At 42.0% G+C, this 24,858-nt stretch carries 21 protein-coding genes; 10 read left to right on the forward strand and 11 right to left on the reverse strand.

What is annotated here, in order from left to right; all coding sequences use genetic code 11:
• Positions 1 to 506: 506 nt before the first annotated feature.
• Both OCU78_RS14650 and OCU78_RS14655 read right to left on the reverse strand, forming a co-directional pair.
• Positions 507 to 752: a hypothetical protein gene (locus OCU78_RS14650; RefSeq protein ID WP_137371975.1), complete on the reverse strand. Its 246-nt coding sequence runs from the start codon at positions 750 to 752 to the stop codon at positions 507 to 509.
• Positions 753 to 1,133: 381 nt separating this feature from the next.
• Entirely contained in the window at positions 1,134 to 1,637 is a 504-nt protein-coding gene (locus tag OCU78_RS14655) for an acyl-CoA thioesterase (protein WP_137371976.1), read from the reverse strand.
• 155 nt (positions 1,638 to 1,792) lie between these two features.
• Here OCU78_RS14655 and sbcD point away from each other — a divergent pair, with 155 nt between their 5' ends.
• Positions 1,793 to 3,025, forward strand: coding sequence for an exonuclease subunit SbcD (sbcD, locus tag OCU78_RS14660; protein WP_137371977.1), 1,233 nt, complete (start codon positions 1,793 to 1,795; stop codon positions 3,023 to 3,025).
• The gene (locus OCU78_RS14665) at positions 3,022 to 6,711 is read left to right on the forward strand and encodes an AAA family ATPase (protein WP_137371978.1); all 3,690 of its coding nucleotides are present in this window, start codon (positions 3,022 to 3,024) and stop codon (positions 6,709 to 6,711) included. Before sbcD ends, OCU78_RS14665 begins: the two co-directional genes overlap by 4 nt.
• 190 nt (positions 6,712 to 6,901) lie before the next feature.
• On the opposite strand, the gene OCU78_RS14670 is transcribed toward OCU78_RS14665, so the two are convergent.
• Both OCU78_RS14670 and OCU78_RS14675 read right to left on the reverse strand, forming a co-directional pair.
• Positions 6,902 to 8,524 carry a peptide ABC transporter substrate-binding protein gene (locus tag OCU78_RS14670; RefSeq protein ID WP_137371979.1) on the reverse strand — a complete coding sequence of 541 codons (1,623 nt, stop codon included), beginning with the start codon at positions 8,522 to 8,524 and terminating at the stop codon, positions 6,902 to 6,904.
• Positions 8,525 to 8,809: 285 nt separating this feature from the next.
• Positions 8,810 to 9,721, reverse strand: coding sequence for a DMT family transporter (locus OCU78_RS14675; RefSeq protein ID WP_137371980.1), 912 nt, complete (start codon positions 9,719 to 9,721; stop codon positions 8,810 to 8,812).
• 98 nt (positions 9,722 to 9,819) lie between these two features.
• Between OCU78_RS14675 and OCU78_RS14680 the strand changes: the two genes are divergently transcribed.
• Positions 9,820 to 10,608, forward strand: coding sequence for an AraC family transcriptional regulator (locus tag OCU78_RS14680; protein WP_137371981.1), 789 nt, complete (start codon positions 9,820 to 9,822; stop codon positions 10,606 to 10,608).
• A gap of 382 nt (positions 10,609 to 10,990) precedes the next feature.
• Here OCU78_RS14680 and OCU78_RS14685 read toward each other — a convergent pair whose 3' ends face one another.
• On the reverse strand, positions 10,991 to 11,626 hold the full coding sequence (locus OCU78_RS14685; protein WP_137371982.1) for an alternative oxidase: 636 nt from the start codon (positions 11,624 to 11,626) through the stop codon (positions 10,991 to 10,993).
• 187 nt (positions 11,627 to 11,813) lie between these two features.
• Entirely contained in the window at positions 11,814 to 12,590 is a 777-nt protein-coding gene (gene deoC / locus OCU78_RS14690; RefSeq protein WP_137371983.1) for a deoxyribose-phosphate aldolase, read from the reverse strand.
• Between the two features lie 308 nt (positions 12,591 to 12,898).
• Between deoC and OCU78_RS14695 the strand changes: the two genes are divergently transcribed.
• Positions 12,899 to 14,314, forward strand: coding sequence for an aminotransferase-like domain-containing protein (locus OCU78_RS14695; protein ID WP_137371984.1), 1,416 nt, complete (start codon positions 12,899 to 12,901; stop codon positions 14,312 to 14,314).
• A 133-nt stretch (positions 14,315 to 14,447) separates the two neighbouring features.
• On the opposite strand, the gene nrdF is transcribed toward OCU78_RS14695, so the two are convergent.
• Genes nrdF through nrdH form a run of 4 tightly spaced genes read right to left on the reverse strand, consistent with a single transcriptional unit; the run spans position 14,448 to position 18,227 of the window.
• Positions 14,448 to 15,422: a class 1b ribonucleoside-diphosphate reductase subunit beta gene (nrdF, locus tag OCU78_RS14700; protein WP_137371985.1), complete on the reverse strand. Its 975-nt coding sequence runs from the start codon at positions 15,420 to 15,422 to the stop codon at positions 14,448 to 14,450.
• An 18-nt stretch (positions 15,423 to 15,440) separates the two neighbouring features.
• On the reverse strand, positions 15,441 to 17,573 hold the full coding sequence (nrdE, locus tag OCU78_RS14705) for a class 1b ribonucleoside-diphosphate reductase subunit alpha (RefSeq protein WP_137371986.1): 2,133 nt from the start codon (positions 17,571 to 17,573) through the stop codon (positions 15,441 to 15,443).
• Positions 17,551 to 18,006, reverse strand: a complete 456-nt coding sequence (gene nrdI, locus OCU78_RS14710) for a class Ib ribonucleoside-diphosphate reductase assembly flavoprotein NrdI (protein ID WP_137371987.1) — start codon at positions 18,004 to 18,006, stop codon at positions 17,551 to 17,553. Before nrdI ends, nrdE begins: the two co-directional genes overlap by 23 nt.
• Positions 18,006 to 18,227, reverse strand: a complete 222-nt coding sequence (gene nrdH, locus OCU78_RS14715) for a glutaredoxin-like protein NrdH (RefSeq protein WP_137371988.1) — start codon at positions 18,225 to 18,227, stop codon at positions 18,006 to 18,008. The genes nrdI and nrdH overlap by 1 nt, the downstream gene beginning before the upstream one ends.
• A 177-nt stretch (positions 18,228 to 18,404) precedes the next feature.
• On the opposite strand from nrdH, the gene OCU78_RS14720 reads away from it, so the two are divergent.
• The 6 genes from OCU78_RS14720 to OCU78_RS14745 are packed head-to-tail and all read left to right on the forward strand — an operon-like array spanning position 18,405 to position 23,888.
• Positions 18,405 to 18,773, forward strand: coding sequence for an iron-sulfur cluster assembly accessory protein (locus OCU78_RS14720; protein ID WP_137371989.1), 369 nt, complete (start codon positions 18,405 to 18,407; stop codon positions 18,771 to 18,773).
• Between the two features lie 2 nt (positions 18,774 to 18,775).
• Positions 18,776 to 20,239: a Fe-S cluster assembly protein SufB gene (gene sufB / locus OCU78_RS14725; protein ID WP_137371990.1), complete on the forward strand. Its 1,464-nt coding sequence runs from the start codon at positions 18,776 to 18,778 to the stop codon at positions 20,237 to 20,239.
• Positions 20,240 to 20,243: 4 nt separating this feature from the next.
• Entirely contained in the window at positions 20,244 to 20,990 is a 747-nt protein-coding gene (gene sufC / locus OCU78_RS14730) for a Fe-S cluster assembly ATPase SufC (RefSeq protein WP_137371991.1), read from the forward strand.
• The gene (gene sufD, locus OCU78_RS14735; protein WP_137371992.1) at positions 20,965 to 22,242 is read left to right on the forward strand and encodes a Fe-S cluster assembly protein SufD; all 1,278 of its coding nucleotides are present in this window, start codon (positions 20,965 to 20,967) and stop codon (positions 22,240 to 22,242) included. The genes sufC and sufD overlap by 26 nt, the downstream gene beginning before the upstream one ends.
• The gene (locus OCU78_RS14740; protein WP_137371993.1) at positions 22,235 to 23,467 is read left to right on the forward strand and encodes an aminotransferase class V-fold PLP-dependent enzyme; all 1,233 of its coding nucleotides are present in this window, start codon (positions 22,235 to 22,237) and stop codon (positions 23,465 to 23,467) included. Before sufD ends, OCU78_RS14740 begins: the two co-directional genes overlap by 8 nt.
• Before the next feature lie 4 nt (positions 23,468 to 23,471).
• Positions 23,472 to 23,888 (forward strand): SufE family protein, encoded by a 417-nt coding sequence (locus OCU78_RS14745; RefSeq protein WP_137371994.1) that lies wholly within the window; start codon positions 23,472 to 23,474, stop codon positions 23,886 to 23,888.
• Between the two features lie 182 nt (positions 23,889 to 24,070).
• On the opposite strand, the gene OCU78_RS14750 is transcribed toward OCU78_RS14745, so the two are convergent.
• Positions 24,071 to 24,679: a sugar O-acetyltransferase gene (locus OCU78_RS14750; protein ID WP_137371995.1), complete on the reverse strand. Its 609-nt coding sequence runs from the start codon at positions 24,677 to 24,679 to the stop codon at positions 24,071 to 24,073.
• Between the last annotated feature and the right edge of the window lie 179 nt (positions 24,680 to 24,858).

Below are 24,858 nucleotides of genomic sequence, written 5' to 3' on the forward strand. Positions count from 1 at the left end.
CATATGCTTGGGTTTTTTTATGCCTACTCTAAAATTACTTGTATCTATTGACCTTATTTCAATACCAATATTGAACATATCTGGTACTTATTTTCAGTAATGTGCGTAACGCTCTCAGAACTTACTTAGCTCGTTACCTTACTTAGTTAACTGTCCCATGATTAGGAACTAAATTATCAATAGAGGTCAAATTGATGGATTTGAGTATAGAGGAGGCAAGTTCTATTAATACAATGCTCATTCTGAGCTGCGTGATAGTTCAATTATTAAGGTGTAACAAGATCTTATTACATCTACAAAGTGATGCATTAGCATGATTTCGTTTTTAAAAATGATGGGGTCTTGTGATGGGGAGTTTATAAAATTTGAAATCTAAGACTTAAGCATCATCACGATTAGTTGAACTAGGATTGAAACTTAAGCCATCTTTTAATTTATGTAACATGAAAATTGATGCTCTATAAGACTAAGACTAAGACTAGGTATAGACGTTGTATTAAACGGTTTTAAAACTCCCGATTAGAGGGGGCACAGCCCTGATGCTGTAGCAAAACATAAATACTCTCTTGATTTAATGCGACTCTACGGAATAGATCTGCAAAAGTATTGTCCCCGCCAAAACACGCTTGAATATAGTGATTAATCTCATCGCTATTGTAGCCTTCCACATACAAGGTACGAACCCATTGATATTCCACTGCTTTTAAATTATTGAGAGTTGATTCGCTTAGCGTGGTGCGTGTGATGCCCAAGGGTTACTCCTGAATATATGCTAGTCCATTATTAGAAGTGGCATTTAAGCAAAGCAAAATGACGAATATATTACACGGCTTATTAAAAACGGTTCAAAGGCGATATTCTGTAAAAGAATGGAAGGAAGAACGTGTAAAGCGTTCAACAATAGAATGATGTGAGTACGGTTGATTATAAAATAGGGTTGCTTATCACGACCTAGTGAAGAGTGAATAACCATATGCTCAGTAGACAAAACCCAGCCCCTTGGTTCTTTCTATTTGAAAGTAAGTAAAAAGAGAATGGGCTAGGTTTTATCGTTCGACTTCAATACCAAGCTTTTAGGTGCTGCTTGCTGTTCAAAATGCTTATTTGAGAATGACTCAGGAAGCCGTTACTTTTTATTTTAGATACTTAACGTGAGCTTCCATTTCTTCGCCAATCTGCTTACGCATGTTCATTAAGCGAATCGCAGAATCGCGAAGCTCAGTATCTTCATCGGTTTCAGGTATCCATTCCGGCACCTTAGTTGGTGAGCCATTTTCATCAACGGCAACCATGATAACGATGCAGTGAGTCGTCAATCGGTTGTTAAGCTCCTTAGGATCGCTAGCTTGAACATCGATGGCGATATGCATAGAAGAAGAGCCGGTATAAATAACCTTGGCACTTACTTCAACAAGGTTGCCTACATGAATGGGTGCAACAAAGCGAATTCCCCCAGCGTAAGCAGTAATACAATATTTACCACTCCAACCGGCAGAGCAGGCGTAAGCGGCTAAATCGATCCATTTCATTGCTGCGCCGCCGTGTACTTTGCCGCCGAAGTTCACGTCCCCTGGTTCTGCTAAAAAGCGTAAAGTGACATCGCGTTTACCACTTTGTCTATTTTGATTACCGCCCATACACTGTTCCTAATTATTATATTTTTATTGATTAACAAGTCAGTTACTTATTAGAAACAATATACCTAACGACATAAGAATTAAAGCAGAGATTTCCTTTTCACTGCTAGATTTAGTTGGCACAATTAAACCACTTAAATCAGACAGTGTTTTCTATGCGCATTCTCCATACTTCCGATTGGCATTTTGGTCAAAACTTCTTTACCAAAAGCCGTAAAAACGAGCATCAACTTTTCATTCAATGGCTACTTAAGCAAGTCACCGCTTTTGATATTAATGCCGTTATTGTCGCGGGAGATGTGTTTGATACTGGCGCTCCACCCAGTTATGCCAGAGAAATGTATAACCAGTTTGTCGTGGACTTGAATCAATTAGGATGCCAGTTGGTGGTGCTTGGCGGTAACCACGATTCCGTTTCAACACTGAATGAATCTAAGCAATTGTTAGCTTGCTTAAATACTCATGTTATTGCTAATACAAGTGATGATCTAGACTCACAAATTATTCCGCTCATGAACAAAGATAAAGTTGGGGCGTACCTATGCGCCGTGCCTTTTGTTCGAGCGAGAGACGTAGTCAGCAGCCAAGCGGGTGAGTCGGGAACAGACAAGCAGCAAGCGTTGGGGCAAGCTATTTCTCAGCACTATCATGCTTTATATGATCATGCGAATGAACTGAGACAATCTAAACATCTATCTATCCCTATTGTTGCGACCGGTCACTTAACCGCGCTTGGGGTAACCACGTCTGAATCTGTCCGTGATATTTATATTGGAACGCTTGATGGTTTTGATGCAAAAGGTTTCCCCCCCGCTGATTACATTGCATTGGGTCATATTCACCGACCTCAAATAGTAGCGAAGAAGCAGCATATTCGTTACAGCGGGTCGCCAATTCCACTGAGCTTTGATGAATTAAAATCGGAAAAACAAGTTGTGATGGTTGAATTTGAAGCGGATAAAGTCAGTTCAATTGAAACGATTTCAGTTCCTAGATTTCAGGCGATGGCAAATGTGAAAGGGGACTTACAAGAAGTCGAAGCTAGCCTGAAAGAATTAGCGGAAGACAACTCGGAAGAGAGCGTTTGGGTATCGGTTGAAGTCAAAATTCAAGATTACTTATCCGACTTGCAAAATCGCATACAAGCCATGGTTGAAGGCACTAACATTGAAGTGCTTCAATTACGCCGTGCACGTGAAAACTACTCAGCTTCTTTGAGCCAACAAAACAACGAGACTTTGGCTGAGTTAACGCCGTTTGATGTATTTTCAAAACGCTTAGAACTTGAAGTGTTTGAAGGTGAAGACCAGCAGAACCGCAAAGAGCGAATCACACAGACTTTTAAACAAATCGTGTCAGACATTGAGCATAAGGATTCAGCGGAATGAAAATTTTAACCTTACGCTTTGGTAACCTAAATTCACTCAAGGGCGAGTGGAAAATAGATTTTACCCAGTCTCCATTTGTCGATAACGGCTTATTCGCGATTACGGGCGCAACGGGCGCAGGAAAAACGACATTGCTTGATGCGATATGTTTAGGTTTGTATCACAACACACCTAGGCTTGGCGCTATTTCAACGTCTAACAACGAAATTATGACGAGAGGCACGGCGGAGTGTTTTTCGGAAGTCGAATTTGAAGTGAAAGGCAAAGCGTATCGATCGTTTTGGAGCATGCGCCGTTCAAGAGGAAAGTTAGATGGTAATTTGCAATCAGCCCAAGTGGAGCTTGCAGAAGTTGAATCTGGCAAAGTCCTTGCCACTCAAATCAAGAAGAAATCAGAGCTGGTTGAGTCACTCACAGGGTTAGATTTTGATAGGTTCACCAAGTCAATGATGCTCTCCCAAGGTCAGTTTGCTGCATTTCTTAATGCTAAGGAATCTGAGCGAGCGGAGCTATTGGAAGAGCTGACTGGAACTGAAATTTACGGTCTGATCTCCGAAGGTGTGCACAAGCAATATAGCCAATCTAAGCAAGGTTTAGCGCAGCTCGAATCTCAAGCTGAAGGCGTTCAATTACTGACTTTTGAACAAATAGAAGCATTTACTCAAGAACTGTCTGACTTAACGCTTCAACAAAAGGCAAATAAGCAAACCCTGCAGGCTTTAACTGAACATAAAAGCTGGTGGAACCAACATCACAAGCTCAGTTCTGAACTGAATCAAGCTGAAACAGAGTTTACCGCGGCTAATTCAGCACGAGATAATGCAGCTTCAGATATGGAGAGGTTGGCTAAAAGTGAACCTGCCGAAAAGCTTCGTACCCCTCATACTTTGTGGCAAGAATCTGCTCGTCAGCTAACAAGCCTAGAAAAGCAGAATCAAACTAAGCGCGAGCAGTTAATCACTACGCAATCCTCATTTGATGAAAAAAGCCGAGAGCTAAAAACGGCAGAAACAAATTTAGAACAAGTGAAACTGCGCCATGTTGAACAGGAAAGCTTGATAAATCAAAAGGTGGTTCCACTTGATGGGCAAATTGCACAATTAGTAAATCAGAGCCAAGTTGAAGCAACAAAGCAGTCATCATTGTTAAGCTCTTTGGTTCAAGTTCAAGTGTCTTTGAAAAATACCGATGAGCAAACCACGAGTCTCAATTTGCAGCTAGGCAAGCAAGTTCAATACCTTGAACAACATTCGAATGATGAAAATGTTGAGGTACAGTTACAAGGTTGGAAAGCGCAACACAGCCAATGCCAGAAAGGACAGCTGACGGTTTCTGATCTACAAAGTAACGCTCTTGTGACAAGCAAGCAGTGTGAAGAACAAACTGGCTTGCTAGCCCAAAGTAAATTGAAACTACAGGCTGCTGAGCAACAACAACATGACGTGATACTAAAGCACGATGCTGCGAACCAAAGCCTTAATGCATTGCTTGTTGTCCATAACAAGTCGTCTTTAGAAAACGAATTAAGTGCGTTAACTGCACAATTGGCATTGGAAGTACCACTACTCAGTATCCAATCTAATTGGCTGCAGTTCACCACAGAACAGCAACAGAAACATCATTGGTTACAAGAAGCGAAGCAAACGAAAAAGCAACTAGAAGAAAAACGAGAACAGCTGCTTGGGCATTATCAATCCCAAAAATTATTGGTCGCATCAACTAAGCAATTGATCACGCAAGAAGGGCACTTAGCTCATTATCGAACTCAGTTAGTGGATGGCGAAGAGTGCCCATTATGCGGAGCATTGGAACACCCTAAAGCTGTCGCTTTTGATGAAGTGGAGGGTATGACTCATGATGAAGAGTTGCGTGAACAACTTCAGCAAGCAGAACTTGGGCTAGAAAAAGTAGAGCAGCAAGGTCGCGATATTCGTAATGAACTGGATACCTTGACTCGCCAACAAGTGGAGTTCGAGGCTCGTGAAGTGTGGTTGAACGAACAAATCGAATCGGCATTGACTCATTGGCAACAGCAGTGTGTACCGCAAAAAATAGACTTGCCGATCACGGAATCTGGCGCGATTCAGGTTTTGATGCAGCAGCTAAGAAACCAAAAAGAATCGATTACTCAGCAGCTAAAGCAATTACATCAAGCTGAAGTTCTTGTTCAAACTATTTCGGATGAGAAGAATCAGATTGTACTTTCAGTTCAGAGCTTACAGTCTCAGTATCAATTGGATAATCAGAAGTTTGAAGCCTCCCAGCAGCAACTCACAAGCTTTAAAGAACAAACAGAAAAGGCGAAGTTAGAGTTATCTCAGTTAGAATCTGAACTCAGAAATAGCATTAAAAATACCGGCTTTATAATAGAAGAGGGTGTGGCTCTTGATGCGTGGTTTAACCAAAAACATGAAGATGTTAATCAATGGAAAGTCGCTAGCCAGTCAGTGAACACTTACCAGCAACAACTATCTGATTTGAAAAAAGATACGTTAACGCTCAATGAAAAACTGAATGAGCTGACTGAATCATCGGCTAAACAAGATGAACTTGTGAAAAATGTCGCAGAGCAATTACTGCAATTGAAAGGTGAGCGTAGCGATTTATTCCAAGATAAATTGGTGGAGCAAGAGCGTGATTTAAGCACAAAACGAGTCACCACTCATGAGCAAACCAAGCAAACGGCTTTAGCTACAACGCAGCAAGTGCAATCTCAATTGGATGCCGTTTCCGCTGAAATTAATATGCTAGTCGAAAACATTCAGCAAGCTAAAGTCGCCGTTATGGAAAAACTCAAACACTGGCAGCTAAAGCTTTCTGAAAGTTCGATTAAAGATGAAGATGAATTTTTAGCGTCGTTATTGATTGAGCCGGAACGAGAAAGATTAGTTCTACTAAAAACACAGTTAGAAAAACGCATTGAAGGCAGCCAAGCTGTGGTGAAAGCCGCGATGGCGAATATCAGTAAGCTTGATCTTGAACCCCAAGCGGAAGAGTGGCGCAAAGTTGAGTTAGATGATGTATCTATCCAGCTTGAACAATTGCAAGAAGCCGTTGATAACCTCGCTAAGAAGCAAGGTGAATTAAGCAACGAGTTAGAATCTGATGAAAAGCGTCGAACGGGTCAAAGGGCGCTCTTTGAACAGATTGAACAGTACCGCAAGGAATTTGAGGATATTCAATATCTTCACTCTTTGATTGGTTCTCAGAAAGGCGATAAGTTTCGTACTTTTGCTCAAGGTCTGACCTTAGATAACCTTGTGTATCTTGCCAATCAGCAACTTGAACGCTTACACGGTCGTTATCTTTTACAACGTAAAGGTGGGGAGGGCTTAGAGCTTTCTGTACTTGATACGTGGCAAGGCGATGCAGTGCGAGATACAAAAACCTTATCTGGCGGCGAAAGCTTCTTAGTCAGTTTAGCGCTGGCGCTTGCTCTATCTGACCTAGTGAGTCATAAAACCAGTATCGACTCATTATTCTTAGATGAAGGCTTTGGCACTTTAGATGCTGAGACTCTCGATATAGCTTTGGATGCGTTAGATAACTTGAACGCTACAGGGAAAATGATCGGGGTAATCAGCCACATTGAAGCAATGAAAGAGCGTATTCCAGTTCAGCTGAAAGTGACCAAGAAAAGCGGTCTCGGAGTCAGTGTCTTAGACTCACATTATCGAGTGGCTTAGTATCGATTCTAAGATTCTAAGATTCTAAGATTCTAAGATTCTAAGATTCTAAGATTCTAAGGTTTATTGTCTGAGTTTAAGCTCTTCAGAAATATAGGGTTAAATCTCTGCGTAAACAGCAATCAAAAGGCAAGTGACGATACTCACTTGCCTTTTTCTTTTTTAAATCAACTGCTAACTCAATGAAGCATTAGTCTTGAATGAAATAGAGGTCTTTTGCGTAAATATTCCCTTTCGGATTATTTCTAGGGAAGCCTTTCAGAGTGCTACGCACTAAGCGCGTATGATTGTAATGATATAAAGGGATCACGGCAGCCGCATCATTCAGTAGAGTTTCTGCTTGCTGGTACAGGGCATAGCGAGAGGTTTGATCTTCCGTTAAGCTTGCTTGGCTCATTAGCTCATCAAATTTAGGATTACAGAAACCACTTTCATTCGCAGTGTGACCGCAGGTAAAGCCTTCTAGCAAAGCAGAAGGTTCAGGGTAGTCACCAAATGCCCATGAACGTGCCACTTGATAATCCCCCGCTCCTTTTGCCGCTACGTAGGCTTTCCATTCCATATTTTCTAATTCAACTTTCACACTTAACGGCTTCCACATAGAAGCAATCGCGATAGCAATCTTCTTATGGTTTTCGCTGGTGTTATACGTCAATTTAAAGGCTAATGGGTTGCTCTTATCGTATCCGGCATTGGCAAGTAATTGCTTCGCTTCTGTGAGTCTTTGTGTCGCACTTAACGATTCAAACGTAGACAGTGGTGCTTGATAGTTAGGAATGTTATTTGGTGAAACACCGTAGGCTTGAGGTTCGCCTTGCCCCGTAACTTTATCCACCAAAATTTCGCGGTCGATTGCCATGCTCAGTGCTTTACGAACTTGTACGTTATCGAATGGAGGGTTATTGGTATTGAATGAATAAATATATGAGCCAAGTAATGCTTGAGCTTTTATCTGTTCAGGGCTTTCTTTACGTAGCTTTTGGTAATACTCCAATTGTACGCGGTTTGTCATATCGATTTCTCCCGACTGATAACGAATCAGTTCGGCATTTTGCGAAGACAGCCCTAAATAAGTGACTTTATTTATAACCGTTGATTGGTTGTCCCAGTATGTTGGATTTCGTTCGACTTCTACATATTCGTTAGGTACCCACTTTGTTAACGTGTAAGCGCCATTCGTTACGATGTTTTCAGCTCGAGTCCAAGCATCGCCTTTTTCTTCAACAAGATGTTTCGGAAGAGGGAAGAAGGTTTTAATACTCATCAAACTCATGAAATACGGGGTTGGCTTGTTCAAAGTAATTTGAACGGTTAGGTCATCAATCGCTTTAATACCAAGTTCAGACGGCTGTTTTTTACCTTTTAGTATCTCATCGGCATTATCAATATTGGCGGTGACAAAAACAAACCCTGTGTTATTTCCGGTTTTAGGCGAGACTGCTCGCTGCCAAGCAAAGACAAAATCTGATGCTGTAACTGGTTCTCCATTTGACCACTTTAGGGTGTCTTTGAGAGTAAAAGTGACCGTTTTACCGCCATTGCTGAATGTCCATTTTTCAGCTTGTCCGGGAATGATTTGGCCATCACTGTTCTCTATCACGAAACCTTCAAACATATCATTAACGATAATGTCTCCCGGCATCCCTGAATTAACAAAGCTAGGGTCTAGTGTATTCGGCTCTGCACCATTTCCTCGGACAAAATGTTGTTCATTGGCAAGGGTGGTATTAGAGGCTAAATCAGCCGCGATAACAGAAGGGACCACCAAACCTAATAGAGATGGGATGATCAAAGATAGGGGAGAAAGAGTCATTGTAATTCCTTTACGACTTAACAGTATTTAGTTCAATAAACTCAGTCCATTAAAGCTAAGTGTTGGTGATAATGCAATCAATACTGCGTTCAATTTAACCATTAAGGGGATGACTTTATTCACAATTTGATTAAGTAAAATCTGCAGAGAAAGAATTCAATCCACCTCGCTAGGCGCTTTCGTTAATAGATCAAAGCGTGACTTTAGGCCCTGGTGGATTTGATTATTATCGAGTGAATAATTTTTATATGTAAGTGAAAGTTATACTTATCAGTAGGTTACAATCTAATTTGGGGCTTTTGGTGTTTCCATTTCTTTTATATTAGGCAGGCGCTTTTTAGTTAATTTTATTTGAGCCAGAGTCACTCCTGAAATGACCATGATCCCACCCAACAAATGGAAATGCTGAATTTGTTCACCGAGCCAAGTTGCAGCAAGCACAATAGCGACTACTGGCATTAAATTCATGAACATGGCACTTGAATCGGCCCCGATAATATTGATTGATTTCACCCACATCCAAGGGGCCAAAACAGACGCGGCCACGGCAGCATAAGCAATCAGCGGTAAAGCTTGTTGAGGGGGTAATAGTTGGTCGCTCGTTAACCATAGTGGAGTCAGCATTAAGACGGCGAACATGCCTTGGGTATAGATTACCACCCAATTACTGATCGGCATTTTCCAACGTTTGAGTAATACACAGTATGAAGCGTAAACACACGCCGCAATCAGCATTAGCCCATCACCTTGCGTGATTTCTTGGTGTAAGAAGAATAATGGGTCACCTTGACCTAGCATGTAGGCTAACCCAGCTAACGACATTACACCGCCAAGAATACTTAAACCAGAAATCGATTTACTGAGTAAAGGGACACTAATAAAGACACTAATTAGTGGAACCAGCGAGGTAATTAAAGCCATGTTCGAAGCCGTGGTGGTTAAGCCTGCGTAGTAACCTAATGACTGGTTTAAGACCATTCCTAAGAAAGCAAGAAAAGCGAGTTTAGATAGGTTAGGGCGAATAGCTGACCATTGTTTAATGACAGGGCGGATACAAAAAGGCGTTAAAATTAGCATGGCAAGCGCCCAGCGGTAAAAGCTCATCGCGCTAGGTTCAATAACACTGGCAGCAAGCTTATTGACGATGGCATTTGCTCCCCAAATACAAACAGTAAAAAATGGCAGAAGATAGTGCATGTGAATTCCATCGCAATTAAGGTGACCAAGAGAGTTTGACAGGTCGTTATAGTTACAGATATCTTTTAAAAGACATTGAGCGCGATAGGAAGACAAGTTTGAAAAAAACGACAAGAAACCTTCACCCATCTTTATCGATTGATAAAGCACCATCCAATGTATTCATGAATTTTGAAGCGTTTCTTTCTAACACTGAAACACGAGTACATAGCCATCCTTGGGGGCAAGTGCAGTTGATCAGTGGCGGGATTCTTGAAATGGAAGCGGAAGGAACGCGTTTTTTAGCGCCGCCTCATTTAGCCATTTGGGTTCCCGCTGGAGTGACCCACTGCAGTTATAATCGAAAACCCTTGGATTACTGCTCTTTGAATATCGCCCATGAGCTGACAAGGCATCTTCCTAATAAAGCCAGTCTTATTAAGGTTACGCCAATCGTATCGTCTATTATTGATGATTTTCGTCATCGAGAAATCAATGTCGCCCAAAGTAAGCAAGATCAGCGATTGGTTCAAGTGCTGTTGGATCAGCTTGCCGAACAGCAAGTAGAACACCACTTTTTGCCGTCTACCGATAACAAATACCTTGCGCCTATTTTGGCATCAATAGAAGAGAATCCAACGGAAGATGTATCACTTCGGGATTGGGCTGAACGAGTACATACCACGGAAAGAACCCTATCTCGGCATTGTCAAAGTGAGCTAGGGATGAGCTTTACAGAGTGGCGATTAAGAGTTCGTTATTTGTATTCAATGGACTTATTAAGGAATGGACAATCGGTAAAAGAAGTCGCGCTAACGTTAGGCTATAACCAAGCCAGCCCCTTCATTTCAATGTTCAAAAAATACGCAAATCAAACACCAGAACAGTATAAGAATCGACTGCTGTAATTCCCTGAATTTAGAAGCGGAGAGTTGAACTTCAATCATTGCACATATTTGCTTACTTCCACCATAGGCTTCCACACTTGGACCAGTTTAGACGAACTCATCGATGCCTAGGGGAGAATTCCAGGATCTTTCGAGCCATTGATGGAGTAAAGAGCACTACGAATGACGAGCGTGATTGTAGTCATAGAGCTTTTCTTTAACTCGATGACTTTGGCAGCGAAGCGGTTGGTGGTTATGAGGTTTATTTGGCTACCAATAAACAGTAACCAACAATCAATAACCAACAACCAACAACCAACAACCAACTAATAACCGATCCAACCTTTCCGTATTTTCTCTCAGTATATTCAAAGAACCATTTTCAGGCGCCAAAGAAGGACAGTTAATACTGATGTTTTGGTAAATTGTTACTTTCGTACGCATCGGCAAATGAATGGTTTCGATCTCTATGCTCAGCTTCATCGTCGCGAATCTTTACAATCACATCTCTGAGCATAGCGCTTGATGGCAACTTGTAATAATCGATGGCAATTTGTGGGGCGACTACGTTTTCGACTTCACCGTCATCAATTTTGCTCAGGTATTCTGTGTAGCTTTTACAGGCTTCTTCTTCAAAATAACCCACGACGCGGTGTGCAACTTTAGAAGACAGCACATAAATTAAGCTATATACAATAATGAAAATAGCCTGACCAAACAGTACTAGCGTTCGTTCAACCCAGCTAGGCTTAGCAATATCTAAGAAAATCATCAAATGCATTCGCTCATTCTCTGCCTCATCTAGCAATTCACGGATCCATCCCTCATCATCTTTCATACGGCGTAAAGCTTTTAGATGATTAAACATCCCAGCCACCATTCCAGGCACAGCGGCAATGGTTTCCAAAATCACGGCACGCTTCGCGTATTTTTTTCCATAAAAAATATTTAAAAGAAATTTGAGGCACTGCGTTATTTTATACGCAATATGCTCAGAAAGTTTTGAGGCGGTTTTGTGTTTCAATTCAAAATCTGACATTTTTGAGTCTTCCCAATTTTAAAATGGTAGTGATTTCAAAGTATTGATTAATTCGTTAACCCTTTAATCAACGGATTAGAATCACTACCATGCTTTCAGCTAAACTATCTTTAGCTATTTTATGTGTTTCTATTGCCGTATTTAGAACAGGTGTCTGCGATGGCAATCATCACTGCTAGAGATATGGTTAGTAACTGCTCTTGGCTGTTTTCTCACCTTCCCCAAGCGTATAAAGTAGATTTGTTAGTAAGCTAGAAGCTCCAAAACGGTAGTGCATGCTGTTATCTGCCCATTTGCTACCAAAAATACTATCAACCATGTCTAAATATTCTTTTGCGTTTTCAGCCGTTTGTACGCCGCCTGATGCCTTGAAACCTACCGTTTTTTCAACACCCATGTCTTTGATTACTGATAACATAACTTCGGCAGCTTCGAGGGTTGCATTTACTGGTACTTTACCTGTGGACGTTTTAATGATGTCAGCCCCTGCCTTGATTGAAATCTCAGACGCTTTTTTGATTAGTTCTTTAGTTTTCAGTTCACCAGATTCAATGATAACTTTCAGTGGGGTATCACCGCAGGCTGCTTTACATAGCTTAACCATCTCAAAGCCCACTTCTTCGTTTCCTGCTATCAGAGCTCGGTATGGGAATGTCACATCGACTTCATCAGCGCCGTACATTAGGGCCGCTTTGGTTTCGGCAACAGCAATGTCAATATCGTCATTGCCATGAGGGAAGTTAGTGACAGTGACTACACGAATATCCGGTGTACCTTGTAAACGTAATTGTTTTTTTGCAACAGGAATGAAACGTGGGTAAATGCACACTGCTGCTGTATTACCTACAGTTGTTTTAGCGTTCTTACACAACTCGATTATTTTTTCATCAGTATCGTCATCGTTTAAAGTAGTAAGATCCATTAATGTAAGTGCACGCAGTGCTACAGCTTTTAAATCGCTCATAGATATTTCCTATCGAATCATTTTCAATAATATTTCAAACGCTTGGCGCTTATTTGTTGCTGCTTCTTTGTTTCGGCACATTAGCCACGGCATGTTTTGCGATGACATAGTTAAATGCGTAGCAACAAAGAAGGTGGTGCTAATTTAATAGGCAACTCAAGGGTTGAAATGATTTTCGGCTCTAACCGAAAGTGGGATGATTATAAGAATTCATCAAAATCTATAATAGATACAGAAATGGTCATTTTAGGTATAACAGATTGGTGCGTGTACTATAGTCAGATGTTGGATATAGAGGCGTTGTTCCGTTGGCAAAATATGACAAGCTCGTAGAGCAAATTCGTAATCAAATTCAAAATGAAATTTGGGGAGTGGGTGATAAGCTTCCTTCATTACGAAAACAGACTGAAATCTCCGACATGAGCTTAATGACGGTGCTTCATGCTTATCAGGTACTAGAAAGCCAAGGGTGGATCGTTTCTCATGCCCGATCTGGATACTTTGTGGCACCGAAAATCCAATACTCGAGCCCAAAAAATTCAGATGTAACAATGCAGACCGCTGAAGCTATCGATATTAATGATTTTATTTTTGATGTTTTGCAAGCGAGTCGGACACCGCGTATCGTCGATTTTGGCTCTGTTTATCCAGATCCGAAGCTGTACCCTCGACATCAAGTAAACAAATCTCTTATGAACGCCGCGAGTACTATGCCAACCTCAAGTGCCTTGGATAATCTGCCTCCAGGGAATAAAGATTTGCGCCAACTCATAGCCAAACGTTATGCGGCACAAGGAATAAACGTACATCCGGAAGAGATCGTAATTACGGCGGGTGCACTAGAGGCGTTGAATTTGAGCCTTCAAGCGGTAACACAAGCTGGTGACTGGGTTGTGGTGGAATCTCCTACGTTTTACGGCGCGTTACAGTCTCTGCAAAGGCTTAATTTGCGTGCGTTATCTGTCAGGACCCATCCTCGAGATGGAATTGATCTTGATTCACTTGAAAAGGCGCTTCAATCTCATCCAGTAAAAGCGTGTTGGTTGATGGTAAATCATCAAAACCCGTTGGGTTGTACTCTCTCGAGTGAGAAAAAGAAGCGTTTGATTGAGTTATTGGCAGAGTACAAGGTCTACCTGATTGAAGATGATGTATATAGTGAGCTTTATTATAGTGGTAAAAAGCCTTTACCAGCCAAAGCATTTGATCAGCAAGGTATGACGATGCATTGCTCATCTTTTTCTAAAACTCTGGTCGCTGGTTTTCGAATTGGTTGGGTGGCGGCAGGGAAAATGGCTCTGCCTATTCAAAAGCTTCAACTGATGAGCACATTGTCTGCCAGTGCTCCTATTCAACTTGCCATGGCTAAATATCTATCGACTCGCAATTATGAAAATCATTTACGTCAATTGCGGAGAAAACTGGAACAACGTAAATTCGCAACTTGGCAGATGCTACGTTCTTATTTTCCTTCTAGTGTGAATATAAACTACTCTGAAGGTGGTTATTTTTTATGGATTGAATTGCCTGAGCATTTAGACGCGACGGATTTATACCAGCGAGCCTTGAAAGATAATATTAGTATTGCGCCTGGGAAAATGTTCTCTGTAAGTAAGCAGTTTAACCATTGTTTTCGGATAAATTCATCATTTGAGTGCTCAGCTTCGGAAGAAAAAGCGATAAAACGGTTAGCCGAGTTAATTCAAAATATGTTGGATGAATAAGGTGAAATTCAAAGTGCTATTGATACTTTATCGCTGTAAAAGGCTCGTAATCTCATAGGGTATGGTTTCTGTTGTACAGGTTTACACGGCACAACAGAAGCCAGCATATTTACATACTTATCAGCTTTTGGGCTTAAAAGTCCCAGTCTTCATCTTCCGTTGCGACAGCCTTACCTATGACATAAGAAGAACCTGACCCTGAAAAGAAATCGTGATTTTCATCAGCGTTGGGTGAAAGGGCAGCCATAATTGCAGGGCTAACTTGGCACAGTTCATCGGGGAAAAGTGGCTCAAATCCAAGGTTCATGAGCGCTTTGTTCGCGTTGTAATGAAGAAAGTGTTTCACATCTTCAGTTAACCCTAACTCATCATACAAAGACTCAGTGTATTGGATCTCTAATTCATATAACGAAAAAATCAGAGAGAATGCCTCATCTTTTATACGCCCTTGTTCAGTTTTACTGAGCTCGTTAAATGCTTGTTGGAACTTGTATCCAATGTAGTACCCATGAATAGCTTCATCACGAATGATGAGCCGAATTAGATCGGCAGTGTTGGTTAATTTGGCTCGGCTTGACCAGTACATTGGTAAATAGAAACCAGAGTAAAACAGAAAGCTTTCTAGAAAGACGCTCGCGATTTTTTTCTTGAGTGGATCTTCATCTGCTTTGTAGTCTTTAAGAATGATGTGAGCTTTCTTCTGAAGCAGCTCATTTTCTTCTGCCCAGCGGAATGCTTCATCAATTTGAGGCGTTGTGCACAAGGTTGAGAACACCGACGAGTAACTTCTAGCGTGAACGGCTTCCATGAAAGCGATATTGGTTAACACAGCTTCTTCATGTTGCGTTCGGGCGTCAGCCATGAGGGCAGGAGCCCCAACAGTATTTTGAATGGTATCGAGTAAAGTTAACCCAGTAAAAACACGTATGGTCAGCGTTTGCTCTTCTTGAGTCAGTTGCTTCCATGTTTGGATATCGTTAGACAGTGGTACCTTTTCTGGAAGCCAGAAATTGACAGTGAGTCGATTCCAAACTTCCAGATCTTTGTCGTCTTGTAATCGGTTCCAGTTGATGGCTCGGACTGGTTGCGGGTCAGTAATGGTTGTCATTGTGGGTTTTCCATTTAATCAAAGCGTACAAGAAACACAGCCGTCAACCTGAGTTCCATCTAATGCTTTTTGGCGCATACGAATGTAATAAAGTGTTTTGATTTTCTTCTTCCATGCATATATTTGCGCCTTGTTAATGTCACGAGTGGTGACGTTGTCGTTAAAAAACAAGGTGAGTGACAAGCCTTGATCGACATGGCGAGTGGCCGCCGCATAGACATCGATAATGGCTTTTGGTCCGACCTCATAGGCATCTTGATAATATTCAAGGTTATCGTTATTTAAGTAAGGTGCAGGAAAATACACTCGACCTATCTTGCCTTCTTTGCGTATTTCAACTTTTGCCGTAATAGGATGAATGGAGGCAGTAGAGTCGTTGATGTAGCTAATGGAACCAGTAGGTGGGATAGCTTGTAAGTTACGATTGTACAAACCGTGCTCCATTACTTGCGCCTTCAGAGTTGCCCAATCATCTAGGTTGGGAAGAGGCAAATTCAGCTTGTTCAGTAATTCCGTGACTTTTGCTGTGCATGGTCGATATTCAGTTTCTAAGTAGTCATCGAAAAAGACGCCGCTCGCATAAGTAGAGTTTTCGAACCCGTGAAAGGTCGCTTCTTTCTGTTGAGCCAATCGATTAGACGCTGTGAGGCAATGGAATAGTACGGTTGCAAAATAAACGTTTGTGAAATCAATGGCTTCTTTACTGTCATACTGAATACCTTCTCGGGCAAGAAAGCCATGAAGGTTCATCTGCCCCAGCCCTATAGCATGGCTCTCGTCGTTGCCTTTACGGATAGAAGGCACGCTATCAATGGCACTCATTTCTGACACGGCGTTGAGTGCTCTGATTGACACATCGACTGTTTGGGCAAGGTCGCCGCCATCAAGCGCTTTGGCGATATTGATTGAGCCCAAGTTGCATGAAATATCTCGACCAAGGTGAGCGTAACTCAGGTCATCATTAAAACTCGATGCATCGTTAACTTGCAGGATCTCTGAACATAAATTGGACATGTTGATCCGACCTTCAATCGGATTTGCATTGTTGACCGTATCTTCGAACATGATATATGGATAGCCAGACTCAAATTGAATTTCGGCAAGTGTTTGGAATAGGCTTCGTGCGCTAATTTTACTTTTACGAATTCGTGAATCATCGACCATTTCCGTGTATTTCTCGGTCACGCTTATTTCAGAAAAAGGTCTGCCATAAACTCTCTCTACGTCATGAGGTGAAAAGAGATACATATCCTTATTTTGCTTAGCGAGCTCAAGCGTAATGTCTGGGATCACAACGCCTAGGCTGAGGGTTTTTATGCGGATTTTTTCATCGGCATTTTCTCGCTTAGTATCAAGAAATTGCATGATGTCTGGGTGGTGAACGTTGAGGTAGACGGCTCCCGCTCCCTGCCTTGCACCAAGTTGATTGGCATATGAAAAGCTATCTTCAAGCAACTTCATGACAGGTACCACACCAGAGCTCTGATTCAGAATCCCTTTAATTGGGGCGCCTTGTTCTCGAAGGTTACTGAGTAATAGAGCAACGCCTCCGCCTCGGCGAGACAGCTGTAATGAAGAATTGATCGCCCTGCCGATGCTTTCCATGTTGTCTTCAATACGAAGCAAGAAACATGAAATTAACTCCCCTCTACTTTTCTTCCCTGAGTTAATAAAAGTAGGAGTTGCGGGTTGGAATCTTTGCTGGATGATTTCGACCATGAGCTGGTGGGCAAACTCTTCATCGCCCTGCGCTAATGTTAGTGCGGTCATTACTACTCGGTCTTCGAAGCGCTCTAAGTAGCGTTTTCCATCACGAGTTTTTAGTGCGTATGAAGTAAAGAATTTGTAAGCACCAAGGAAAGTTCGGAAACGAAATTTAACTTGGTATGCCTGCTTCCAAATATCGTGAATGAATTCCGAGCGGTACTGCTTCATCACCTCTGGCTCGTAATAACCTTCGTTAATTAGGTAATCAAGTTTTTCATCTAAGTTGTGGAAGAAAACCGTATTTTGGTTGACGTGTTGCAGGAAAAATTGGCGAGCAGCCTGTTGGTCGGATTCAAATTGAATCTTACCTCGCTCGTCCAAAAGGTTAAGCATGGCATTGAGCGCATGATAATCCAGCGTCTCATGAGTGAATTGATTGTCCATTGTGTTTCCAAAACTTAGTTAGCCCTTGACGTACCGCTTGTACATCTTGAGGTGTGCCTGCTAGTTCAAATCGGTAAAGAATAGGAACGTTGCATTTTTTAGCAATGACGGTGCCTGAATGAGCAAATAGTTCACCGAAATTTCGGTTCCCAGATGCAATGACCCCACGTAGTAAAGACCGAATATGTTGTTGATTGAGCGCTTGAATTACAACCTTTGGGACGGCACCTTGACCAAAGCCATCAGCGTAAGTCGGGCAGACTAAAACAAAAGGCTCGGTGATCTCCGGCTGCAGCTTGGTGGTTTCAGGTTGTAGCTTGGCGATCTCAGGTAGTGAGCCACTTGAGCCATCGAATAAGCGGATAGCGGGTAGCTTTAACTGCTCTATAAAACGTTGTGTGTTACCTGAAGCGCTTGAGTAATAAACAAGCATTAGCGTATTTGGCTGATCATATCAGGACGAAATCCAGACCAGTGTTTTAGCCCTGCGACGACAACAGGCACCTGCCTATAACCTAAGGATTGAATGGTCGTCATAGCTGAATCATCTTGTGTGAGATCCACGACTTTATGAGTAATTCCCTTTGTGCTAAGTGCTTTTACTGTCGCGGTACATTGAACACATTGAGGTTTTGAGTAAACGATAACATCCATTCTTAAATCCTTACTGCTAATAATAATCATTATCAATTAATTTCTATATATAGTATTTACTTTTTAATGTGTGTCAACATCTAGTGCTTACTCTCTGTGTCCACATAAACTTAATGGTTGATATTTAAATGGTAATCAATATCATTCTCAAATAACAAGTCGAATGAGGAATGTAGAATGAGCGTCCAAAATTCTGGTTCAGCAGAAATTTCTATCCATGAAATGGAGTGGAAAGGCATACAGCTAACTGAGTCGGCGGTTGGCAGAATTACTCAGTTATCTTCAAATGGTCAGTTTTTTCACCTAAGCGTAAAGCCGTCTGGCTGTACTGGTTTTGCCTATTGCGTACAACTGATTAATGGACCCGAAGAGTCCGATGTTAAGTTTCATTCAAGAGGCGTCGATTTCTATATTGCGCTAAGCGCACTGCCTATGATTGATGGAACGGAAATCGATTATGTTCGACAAGGGTTGAACAGCAATTTGGTCTACCACAACCCCAACGTTAAGAATATGTGTGGTTGTGGTGAAAGCTTCGGAGTTTAAAAATGTGTGCGGTTGAAATGCAGCCAGAAGTCGAAGAAATACTGCAAACCAGCGGTTATAAGGAAGGTTTTTACACGGAATTATCTTCTGATACTTTGTCGACAGGGCTTAATGAACAAGTGATCCGTGCGATTTCCGCGAAACGAGAAGAACCAAGTTGGATGCTGGACTTTCGTTTAGATGCTTTTCGTAAGTGGCAAAAAATGGAAGAGCCCCATTGGTTAAAAGCGAAATATCCTGACCTCGATTATCAAAGTTACAGCTACTACTCTGCGCCATCATGTTCTAAATGTGATAGCGAAACCGCGAAGGATGGTTCAAATGAGTACTTAACCTCTGAAGTCGAGGAAGCATTTGAACAGTTAGGAGTGCCTGTCAGGGAGGGGGCTGAAGTCGCCGTTGATGCGATTTTTGATTCTGTTTCTGTGACAACGACGTATCAAGACGAGTTAAAAAAGCAGGGCATTATATTTTGTTCATTCAGCGAAGCTATTCATGCCTACCCTGAACTCGTCCGACAATATTTAGGGTCAGTTGTCCCTGCAGAAGATAACTTCTTTGCCGCTTTAAATGCCGCCGTTGCTTCTGATGGCACCTTTGTCTACATACCTAAGGGTGTTAGATGTCCAAGAGAGTTATCGACCTATTTTCGAATTAACCAAGCGAAAACGGGTCAGTTTGAGAGGACTATTCTGGTTGCAGATGAAGACTCATATGTCAGTTATATCGAAGGCTGTTCAGCGCCAATGCGCGATACATACCAACTTCATGCTGCTGTCGTTGAAGTGATAATCCACAAGCGTGCGGAAGTGAAATATTCAACGGTGCAAAATTGGTTCTCTGGTGATGAAGAGAGCGAAGGTGGGATCCTGAATTTCGTAACTAAGCGTGCTGTATGTGAAGGTGAGTACAGCAAAATGTCTTGGACGCAGTCGGAAACAGGCTCTGCGATTACATGGAAATACCCTAGCGTTATCTTAAAAGGCGATCATTCGGTCGGAGAGTTTTTCTCGGTTGCATTAACCAATGGTATTCAACAAGCCGATACCGGCACCAAAATGATCCATATTGGTAAAAACACGCGTTCGACCATTATCTCTAAAGGTATTTCCGCAGGGAAAAGTGAGAACAGTTACCGTGGGCTAGTAAAAGTATTACCGACAGCCGAGGGGGCTCGTAATTTCACCCAGTGTGATTCCATGCTGATTGGCACCCAGTGTGGTGCTCATACCTTCCCTTATGTAGAAGTCAAAAACCCAACAGCCCAAGTTGAACATGAAGCGACCACCTCGAGAATTGGGGAAGATCAGCTGTTTTATTGTGTTCAAAGAGGAATCAGTGAAGATGATGCTATCTCAATGATTGTTAATGGTTTTTGTAAAGACGTTTTTTCAGAATTACCGCTTGAATTTGCAGTTGAAGCTCAGAAGTTGCTCTCAATTAGCCTTGAACATAGCGTGGGGTAAACAAATGCTACAAATCAAAGATCTACATGTCAGCGTTGAAGAAAAGCTGATCCTTCAGGGGATTAACCTCGAGGTTAAACCTGGAGAAGTACACGCCATTATGGGACCAAACGGGTCTGGTAAGAGTACGTTGTCATCGACATTAGCAGGCAAAGATGAATATCAGGTTGAGCAAGGATCGATTGTTTTTAAAGACAAAAACCTAATCGACTTAGACCCCGAAGAACGTGCAGGAGAAGGGATTTTTCTTGCCTTTCAATACCCAGTGGAGATCCCTGGGGTAAGCAATAAGTTGTTTCTAAAGACTGCTTTAAATGGCATTCGAGAATATCGTGGGCAAGAAGATATTGATCGATTCGACTTTGAAGATTTGCTGGAAGAGAAAGCGCAGTTGCTGAAAATGCCAGCCGACTTATTACATCGCTCTGTTAATGAAGGTTTCTCAGGTGGTGAGAAGAAACGTAACGACATATTGCAAATGGCGGTCTTATCACCTGACTTGTGTATTTTAGATGAAACAGATTCAGGCTTAGATATTGATGCACTTAAAGCGGTGTCTGCTGGGGTTAACGCGCTAAGGAATGACCAGCGTTCATTCATTGTAGTAACACACTATCAACGCATTTTAGATTACATCCAACCTGATTATGTTCATGTGCTTTATAACGGGAAGATCGTGAAATCTGGTGACCATACTTTAGCGAAAGAATTGGAGGACAAAGGCTATGGTTGGATCACCGGTGAAGAATAACCAAGAGACTGGTGCCATAGATAACTTTTCGGAGATGGTTCAGCCTGAATCTTGGCAGCGAAATCAGTGGAAAAAAGCCCTAAACTTGGGTTTCCCTAAGAACAAAGATGAAAATTGGAAATATACTTCCCTGTCTTCATTTAATACCCTAGAAATCCAAAAAGCGGCTCATCAATCAATAGAGAATATTGATTTTGAAGGGCTTTGCTTAAACATCGACTGCTATCGAATTGTATTTTTGGACGGAAGGTTATTAGTTCGTTGTTCCGATTGGATTCCGAAGGTGACGGTCACGCCGTTGCAAAATCTTACAGGCGTCGAAGCTTACGAACTGTCGAAATCAGTTCACCCAGATGCATTTACTTATCTAACGGATGCTATCGCAACAGCGGGAGTATTAATCGAGATTGAATCACGTTGTGTAGTAGAAAAGCCTATTTATCTATTTCATATCAGTAGTGGGAATACGGGAGACTCATGCAGTTATCGTCATCATTTGGAGTTGGGTTATTTATCTGAATGTGAAGTCATCGAGCATCACGTTTCATTAGATCAAGGTGGTGGTGTGACCTTCTCTCGAATGACGAGCTATGTCGGTGAAGGTGGGCATATGCGTCACACTAAGTTGATTGAAGAATCAACCCAACAGCATCACTTTGGTCACAATGATATTACGCTACAGCGCAATGCAAGTGCTTATTCTCATTGCTTTATGTTATCGGCTTCATTATGCCGTCATCAAACAAGTTGCGATTTGCAAGGTGAGAATGGCTTTGTCGAAATGAACAGTTTATCTATGCCTCAAGATCAACAAACGTTTGATAGTCGGACGTATTTGAAACACTTCGCGCCACATTGCCAAAGTGAACAATTGCATAAAACGATCGCCCGAGATAAATCGAATGGGGTGTTTGATGGAATGATATATGTGACGCCTGATGCGCTAAAAACAGATGGTCAAATGGATAGCCACAATTTGCTGCTAAGCAATAATGCGCAAGTGAATTGTAAGCCCCAATTAGAGATTTATGCGGATGACGTGAAGTGTAGCCACGGTGCGACGACTGGTCAGTTAGATACTAAGCAGATTGATTACATGCGCGCCCGAGGAATCAGCAAATCTAAAGCAAAGAAAATGCTGATTTTTGCTTTTGCTTCTCAAGTGGCACTTAAGGTTCGCCATACAGGAGTTAAAGACTTTGTACTGGATAAGTTAGAAAATTCATTCGCCCAAGGAGAACATAATGAGTGATCAATCGGTCATTGAAAGTCCTTGGTTTGATGATTTCCCAGCATTGAAGACTAAGGTTTATGAAAAGCCACTGCGTTATCTTGATACCGCAGCAACGGCTCAAACGCCAAGTTGCGTCATAGACCGAATGACATGTTTTTATCAGCAGGATTACGCTAGTGTCCACCGTGGAACGCATTACCTTAGTGGTAAAGCAACAGAAGATATGGAACTCGTTCGACACCAAGTTTCAGAGTTTATTGGAGCCGAATCTTCGAAAAATATAATATTTACGAAAGGGACAACTGAGGCAATTAACCTCGTCGCGAACAGCTACTTAAGACCTTTGTTGTCACGTGGTGATGAGATCATTGTTACTGAAATGGAGCATCACGCTAACTTAGTCCCATGGCAGATACTGTCTGAACTTTGCGGCGCGGTTATTAAAGTTTGGTCAATGAATGAAAGCGGCGAGCTCGATGTTGCTGATTTAAAGAAACTGATTACTTCTAGAACACGGTTGGTTGCCGTAACGCATGTATCGAATGTGTTAGGAGCGGTGAATCCGATAAAAGATATTGTTTCTATTGCACATAAAAAAAATATTCCAGTACTTGTTGATGGCGCACAAGCTGTGATGCATCAGCAGGTGAATATGGCTGAGCTAGGTTGTGACTTTTACGTTTTTTCTGCGCATAAATTGTATGGGCCAACAGGTACAGGTGTGCTTTACGCAAAGTCTCGGCATTTGGACAATATGGTTCCATGGGAAGGTGGCGGAGCCATGATAGATCAAGTCACACTACCTATGGGGACCTCTTACGGGCAGGCGCCATGGCGATTTGAAGCTGGAACACCAAATATCGCGGGTATTTTAGGATTGGGATCTGCCATCAATTATATCAATGCAGCTGGCATCGATCGTATTTCTGCCTACGAGACCCAATTGTTGGATTATATGGTTGATAGCTTGAAGAACATTAAAGGAATCGAACTATATGGTAACGACAATAACCGTATTGGAGTGCTCTCGTTCAATATGAAAGGGCTGCATTCTTTTGATATTGGTACATTTTTAGATAGATATGGAATCGCGATACGAACAGGTCATCATTGCGCAATGCCATTGATAAAAAGACTCGGGCAGAATTCAGTGTGCCGTGCTTCTGTTGGCATGTACACGCAGTCATCTGATATTGATGCGCTTGCTTTGGGGTTGAACAGAATTAACCAATTATTGAGATAAGCAGATGACGCCTGACAAAATTGTGCGCAACTTTGCGCGATGTAGTGACTGGGAAGAGCGGTATTTATACCTCATTGAATTGGGTGAAAAGTTGCCTAAGTATCCGAATTCGAAAGTGAATGATGAGTATTTGATAGCAGGTTGCCAAAGCCGGGTATGGCTGGATTTCAGCTATGACCAAGCATCTCAAACCTTCATGTTTTCTGCGTTGAGCGATGCCGCTATTGTGAAAGGTTTACTGGCATTATTGAGAGTGGTGTATCACGATCAAACGGCAGTAGATGTATTGAATTATGATATTCGAGCATGGTTTGAATCCATCGATTTGAAATCACACTTAACGCCAGGAAGAACGCAAGGGCTCGACGCCATAATCGAAGAGATTCAGAATACGGCTCGTGTTGCGATTGAAGTGCAGTGAAACAAGCCAAGCTAGGCAACCCGTTTGCTGGCAGAATAAAAAATGCGAAGCTTTAGGCTTCGCATTTCTGTTGATAAAGGCTATTGGAAGGCGAACTATTGATTCACTTTAAATATTGGCTTGTTTAATCATTAGCTCATTTTATACATTGGTTCATTTGAAGCATTAATTCATCTAAAGCATTAGTTCATTTCAAACATTGGACTCCACATTTTATGTAGCTCTTCTTCCGTTGGCATTGGGCTCTGTTCAATCGACTTTACCACTTTGCAAGGGTTGCCTACCGCGACTGAATCAGCTGGAATGTCTTTATTCACAACACTCCCAGCCCCAATGACGCTGCGGTCTCCAATGGTTACACCATCCAAAATAATCGCTCCAGCTCCTATCCAAACGCTGTCTCCAATGGTCACTGGGTTTGCGGTCGCGACGGGTCTTACTCGCTCAGCGAGATCGATAGGGTGCCCAGCAGTACTTATTATCACATCGGGACCAATTTGGACGTACTCGCCAATAGTCACAGGGGCGAGGTCAAGGATTTTCACCCCAGTGTTAACAAACCCACCTTGCTTAAAGTGAATGTTTTTTCCTACATCACAATAGAATGGCGACAACACATTCGCTCCTCCTGAACGCCCCAAGATTTCTTCAAGTAATTGACGGCGTAGAGAGTGCTGTGAAGGTCGAGCGTGATTATAGTCATAGAGCTTTTCTTTGACTTGGTCCTGCATTTTATCAAACTCAGGGTTGATGGGGATTTGCACTGAAAAGTCCGACACTTTGTTACTCATATTCACTCCCTTTTATATCAATCGCTTAGGAAGGTAATACCAACGTATCTCGCCGTAATTATCTACAGAAACTCAGTTCAATTGCGATACACCACAAATTTCAAGATAAATGACGCTTAACTGTTCTCATCAACTTTTGAAATGAAGAGCAATCTAAATGAGAAGCGGGTGGGCAAATA

This window comes from Vibrio gallaecicus (genome assembly GCF_024347495.1).
GTDB classification, from domain to species: domain Bacteria; phylum Pseudomonadota; class Gammaproteobacteria; order Enterobacterales; family Vibrionaceae; genus Vibrio; species Vibrio gallaecicus.

Excerpts from the sequence above, each read along its gene's own strand:
- OCU78_RS14655 (WP_137371976.1), bottom strand. The coding sequence starts at position 1,637 with ATGGGCGGTAATCAAAATAGACAAAGTGGTAAACGCGATGTCACTTTA.
- sbcD (WP_137371977.1), top strand. The coding sequence starts at position 1,793 with ATGCGCATTCTCCATACTTCCGATTGGCATTTTGGTCAAAACTTCTTT.
- OCU78_RS14665 (WP_137371978.1), top strand. The coding sequence starts at position 3,022 with ATGAAAATTTTAACCTTACGCTTTGGTAACCTAAATTCACTCAAGGGC.
- OCU78_RS14670 (WP_137371979.1), bottom strand. The coding sequence starts at position 8,524 with ATGACTCTTTCTCCCCTATCTTTGATCATCCCATCTCTATTAGGTTTG.
- OCU78_RS14675 (WP_137371980.1), bottom strand. The coding sequence starts at position 9,721 with ATGCACTATCTTCTGCCATTTTTTACTGTTTGTATTTGGGGAGCAAAT.
- OCU78_RS14685 (WP_137371982.1), bottom strand. The coding sequence starts at position 11,626 with ATGTCAGATTTTGAATTGAAACACAAAACCGCCTCAAAACTTTCTGAG.
- deoC (WP_137371983.1), bottom strand. The coding sequence starts at position 12,590 with ATGAGCGATTTAAAAGCTGTAGCACTGCGTGCACTTACATTAATGGAT.
- nrdF (WP_137371985.1), bottom strand. The coding sequence starts at position 15,422 with ATGACAACCATTACTGACCCGCAACCAGTCCGAGCCATCAACTGGAAC.
- nrdE (WP_137371986.1), bottom strand. The coding sequence starts at position 17,573 with ATGGACAATCAATTCACTCATGAGACGCTGGATTATCATGCGCTCAAT.
- nrdI (WP_137371987.1), bottom strand. The coding sequence starts at position 18,006 with ATGCTTGTTTATTACTCAAGCGCTTCAGGTAACACACAACGTTTTATA.
- nrdH (WP_137371988.1), bottom strand. The coding sequence starts at position 18,227 with ATGGATGTTATCGTTTACTCAAAACCTCAATGTGTTCAATGTACCGCG.
- OCU78_RS14720 (WP_137371989.1), top strand. The coding sequence starts at position 18,405 with ATGAGCGTCCAAAATTCTGGTTCAGCAGAAATTTCTATCCATGAAATG.
- sufB (WP_137371990.1), top strand. The coding sequence starts at position 18,776 with ATGTGTGCGGTTGAAATGCAGCCAGAAGTCGAAGAAATACTGCAAACC.
- sufC (WP_137371991.1), top strand. The coding sequence starts at position 20,244 with ATGCTACAAATCAAAGATCTACATGTCAGCGTTGAAGAAAAGCTGATC.
- sufD (WP_137371992.1), top strand. The coding sequence starts at position 20,965 with ATGGTTGGATCACCGGTGAAGAATAACCAAGAGACTGGTGCCATAGAT.
- OCU78_RS14740 (WP_137371993.1), top strand. The coding sequence starts at position 22,235 with ATGAGTGATCAATCGGTCATTGAAAGTCCTTGGTTTGATGATTTCCCA.
- OCU78_RS14745 (WP_137371994.1), top strand. The coding sequence starts at position 23,472 with ATGACGCCTGACAAAATTGTGCGCAACTTTGCGCGATGTAGTGACTGG.
- OCU78_RS14750 (WP_137371995.1), bottom strand. The coding sequence starts at position 24,679 with ATGAGTAACAAAGTGTCGGACTTTTCAGTGCAAATCCCCATCAACCCT.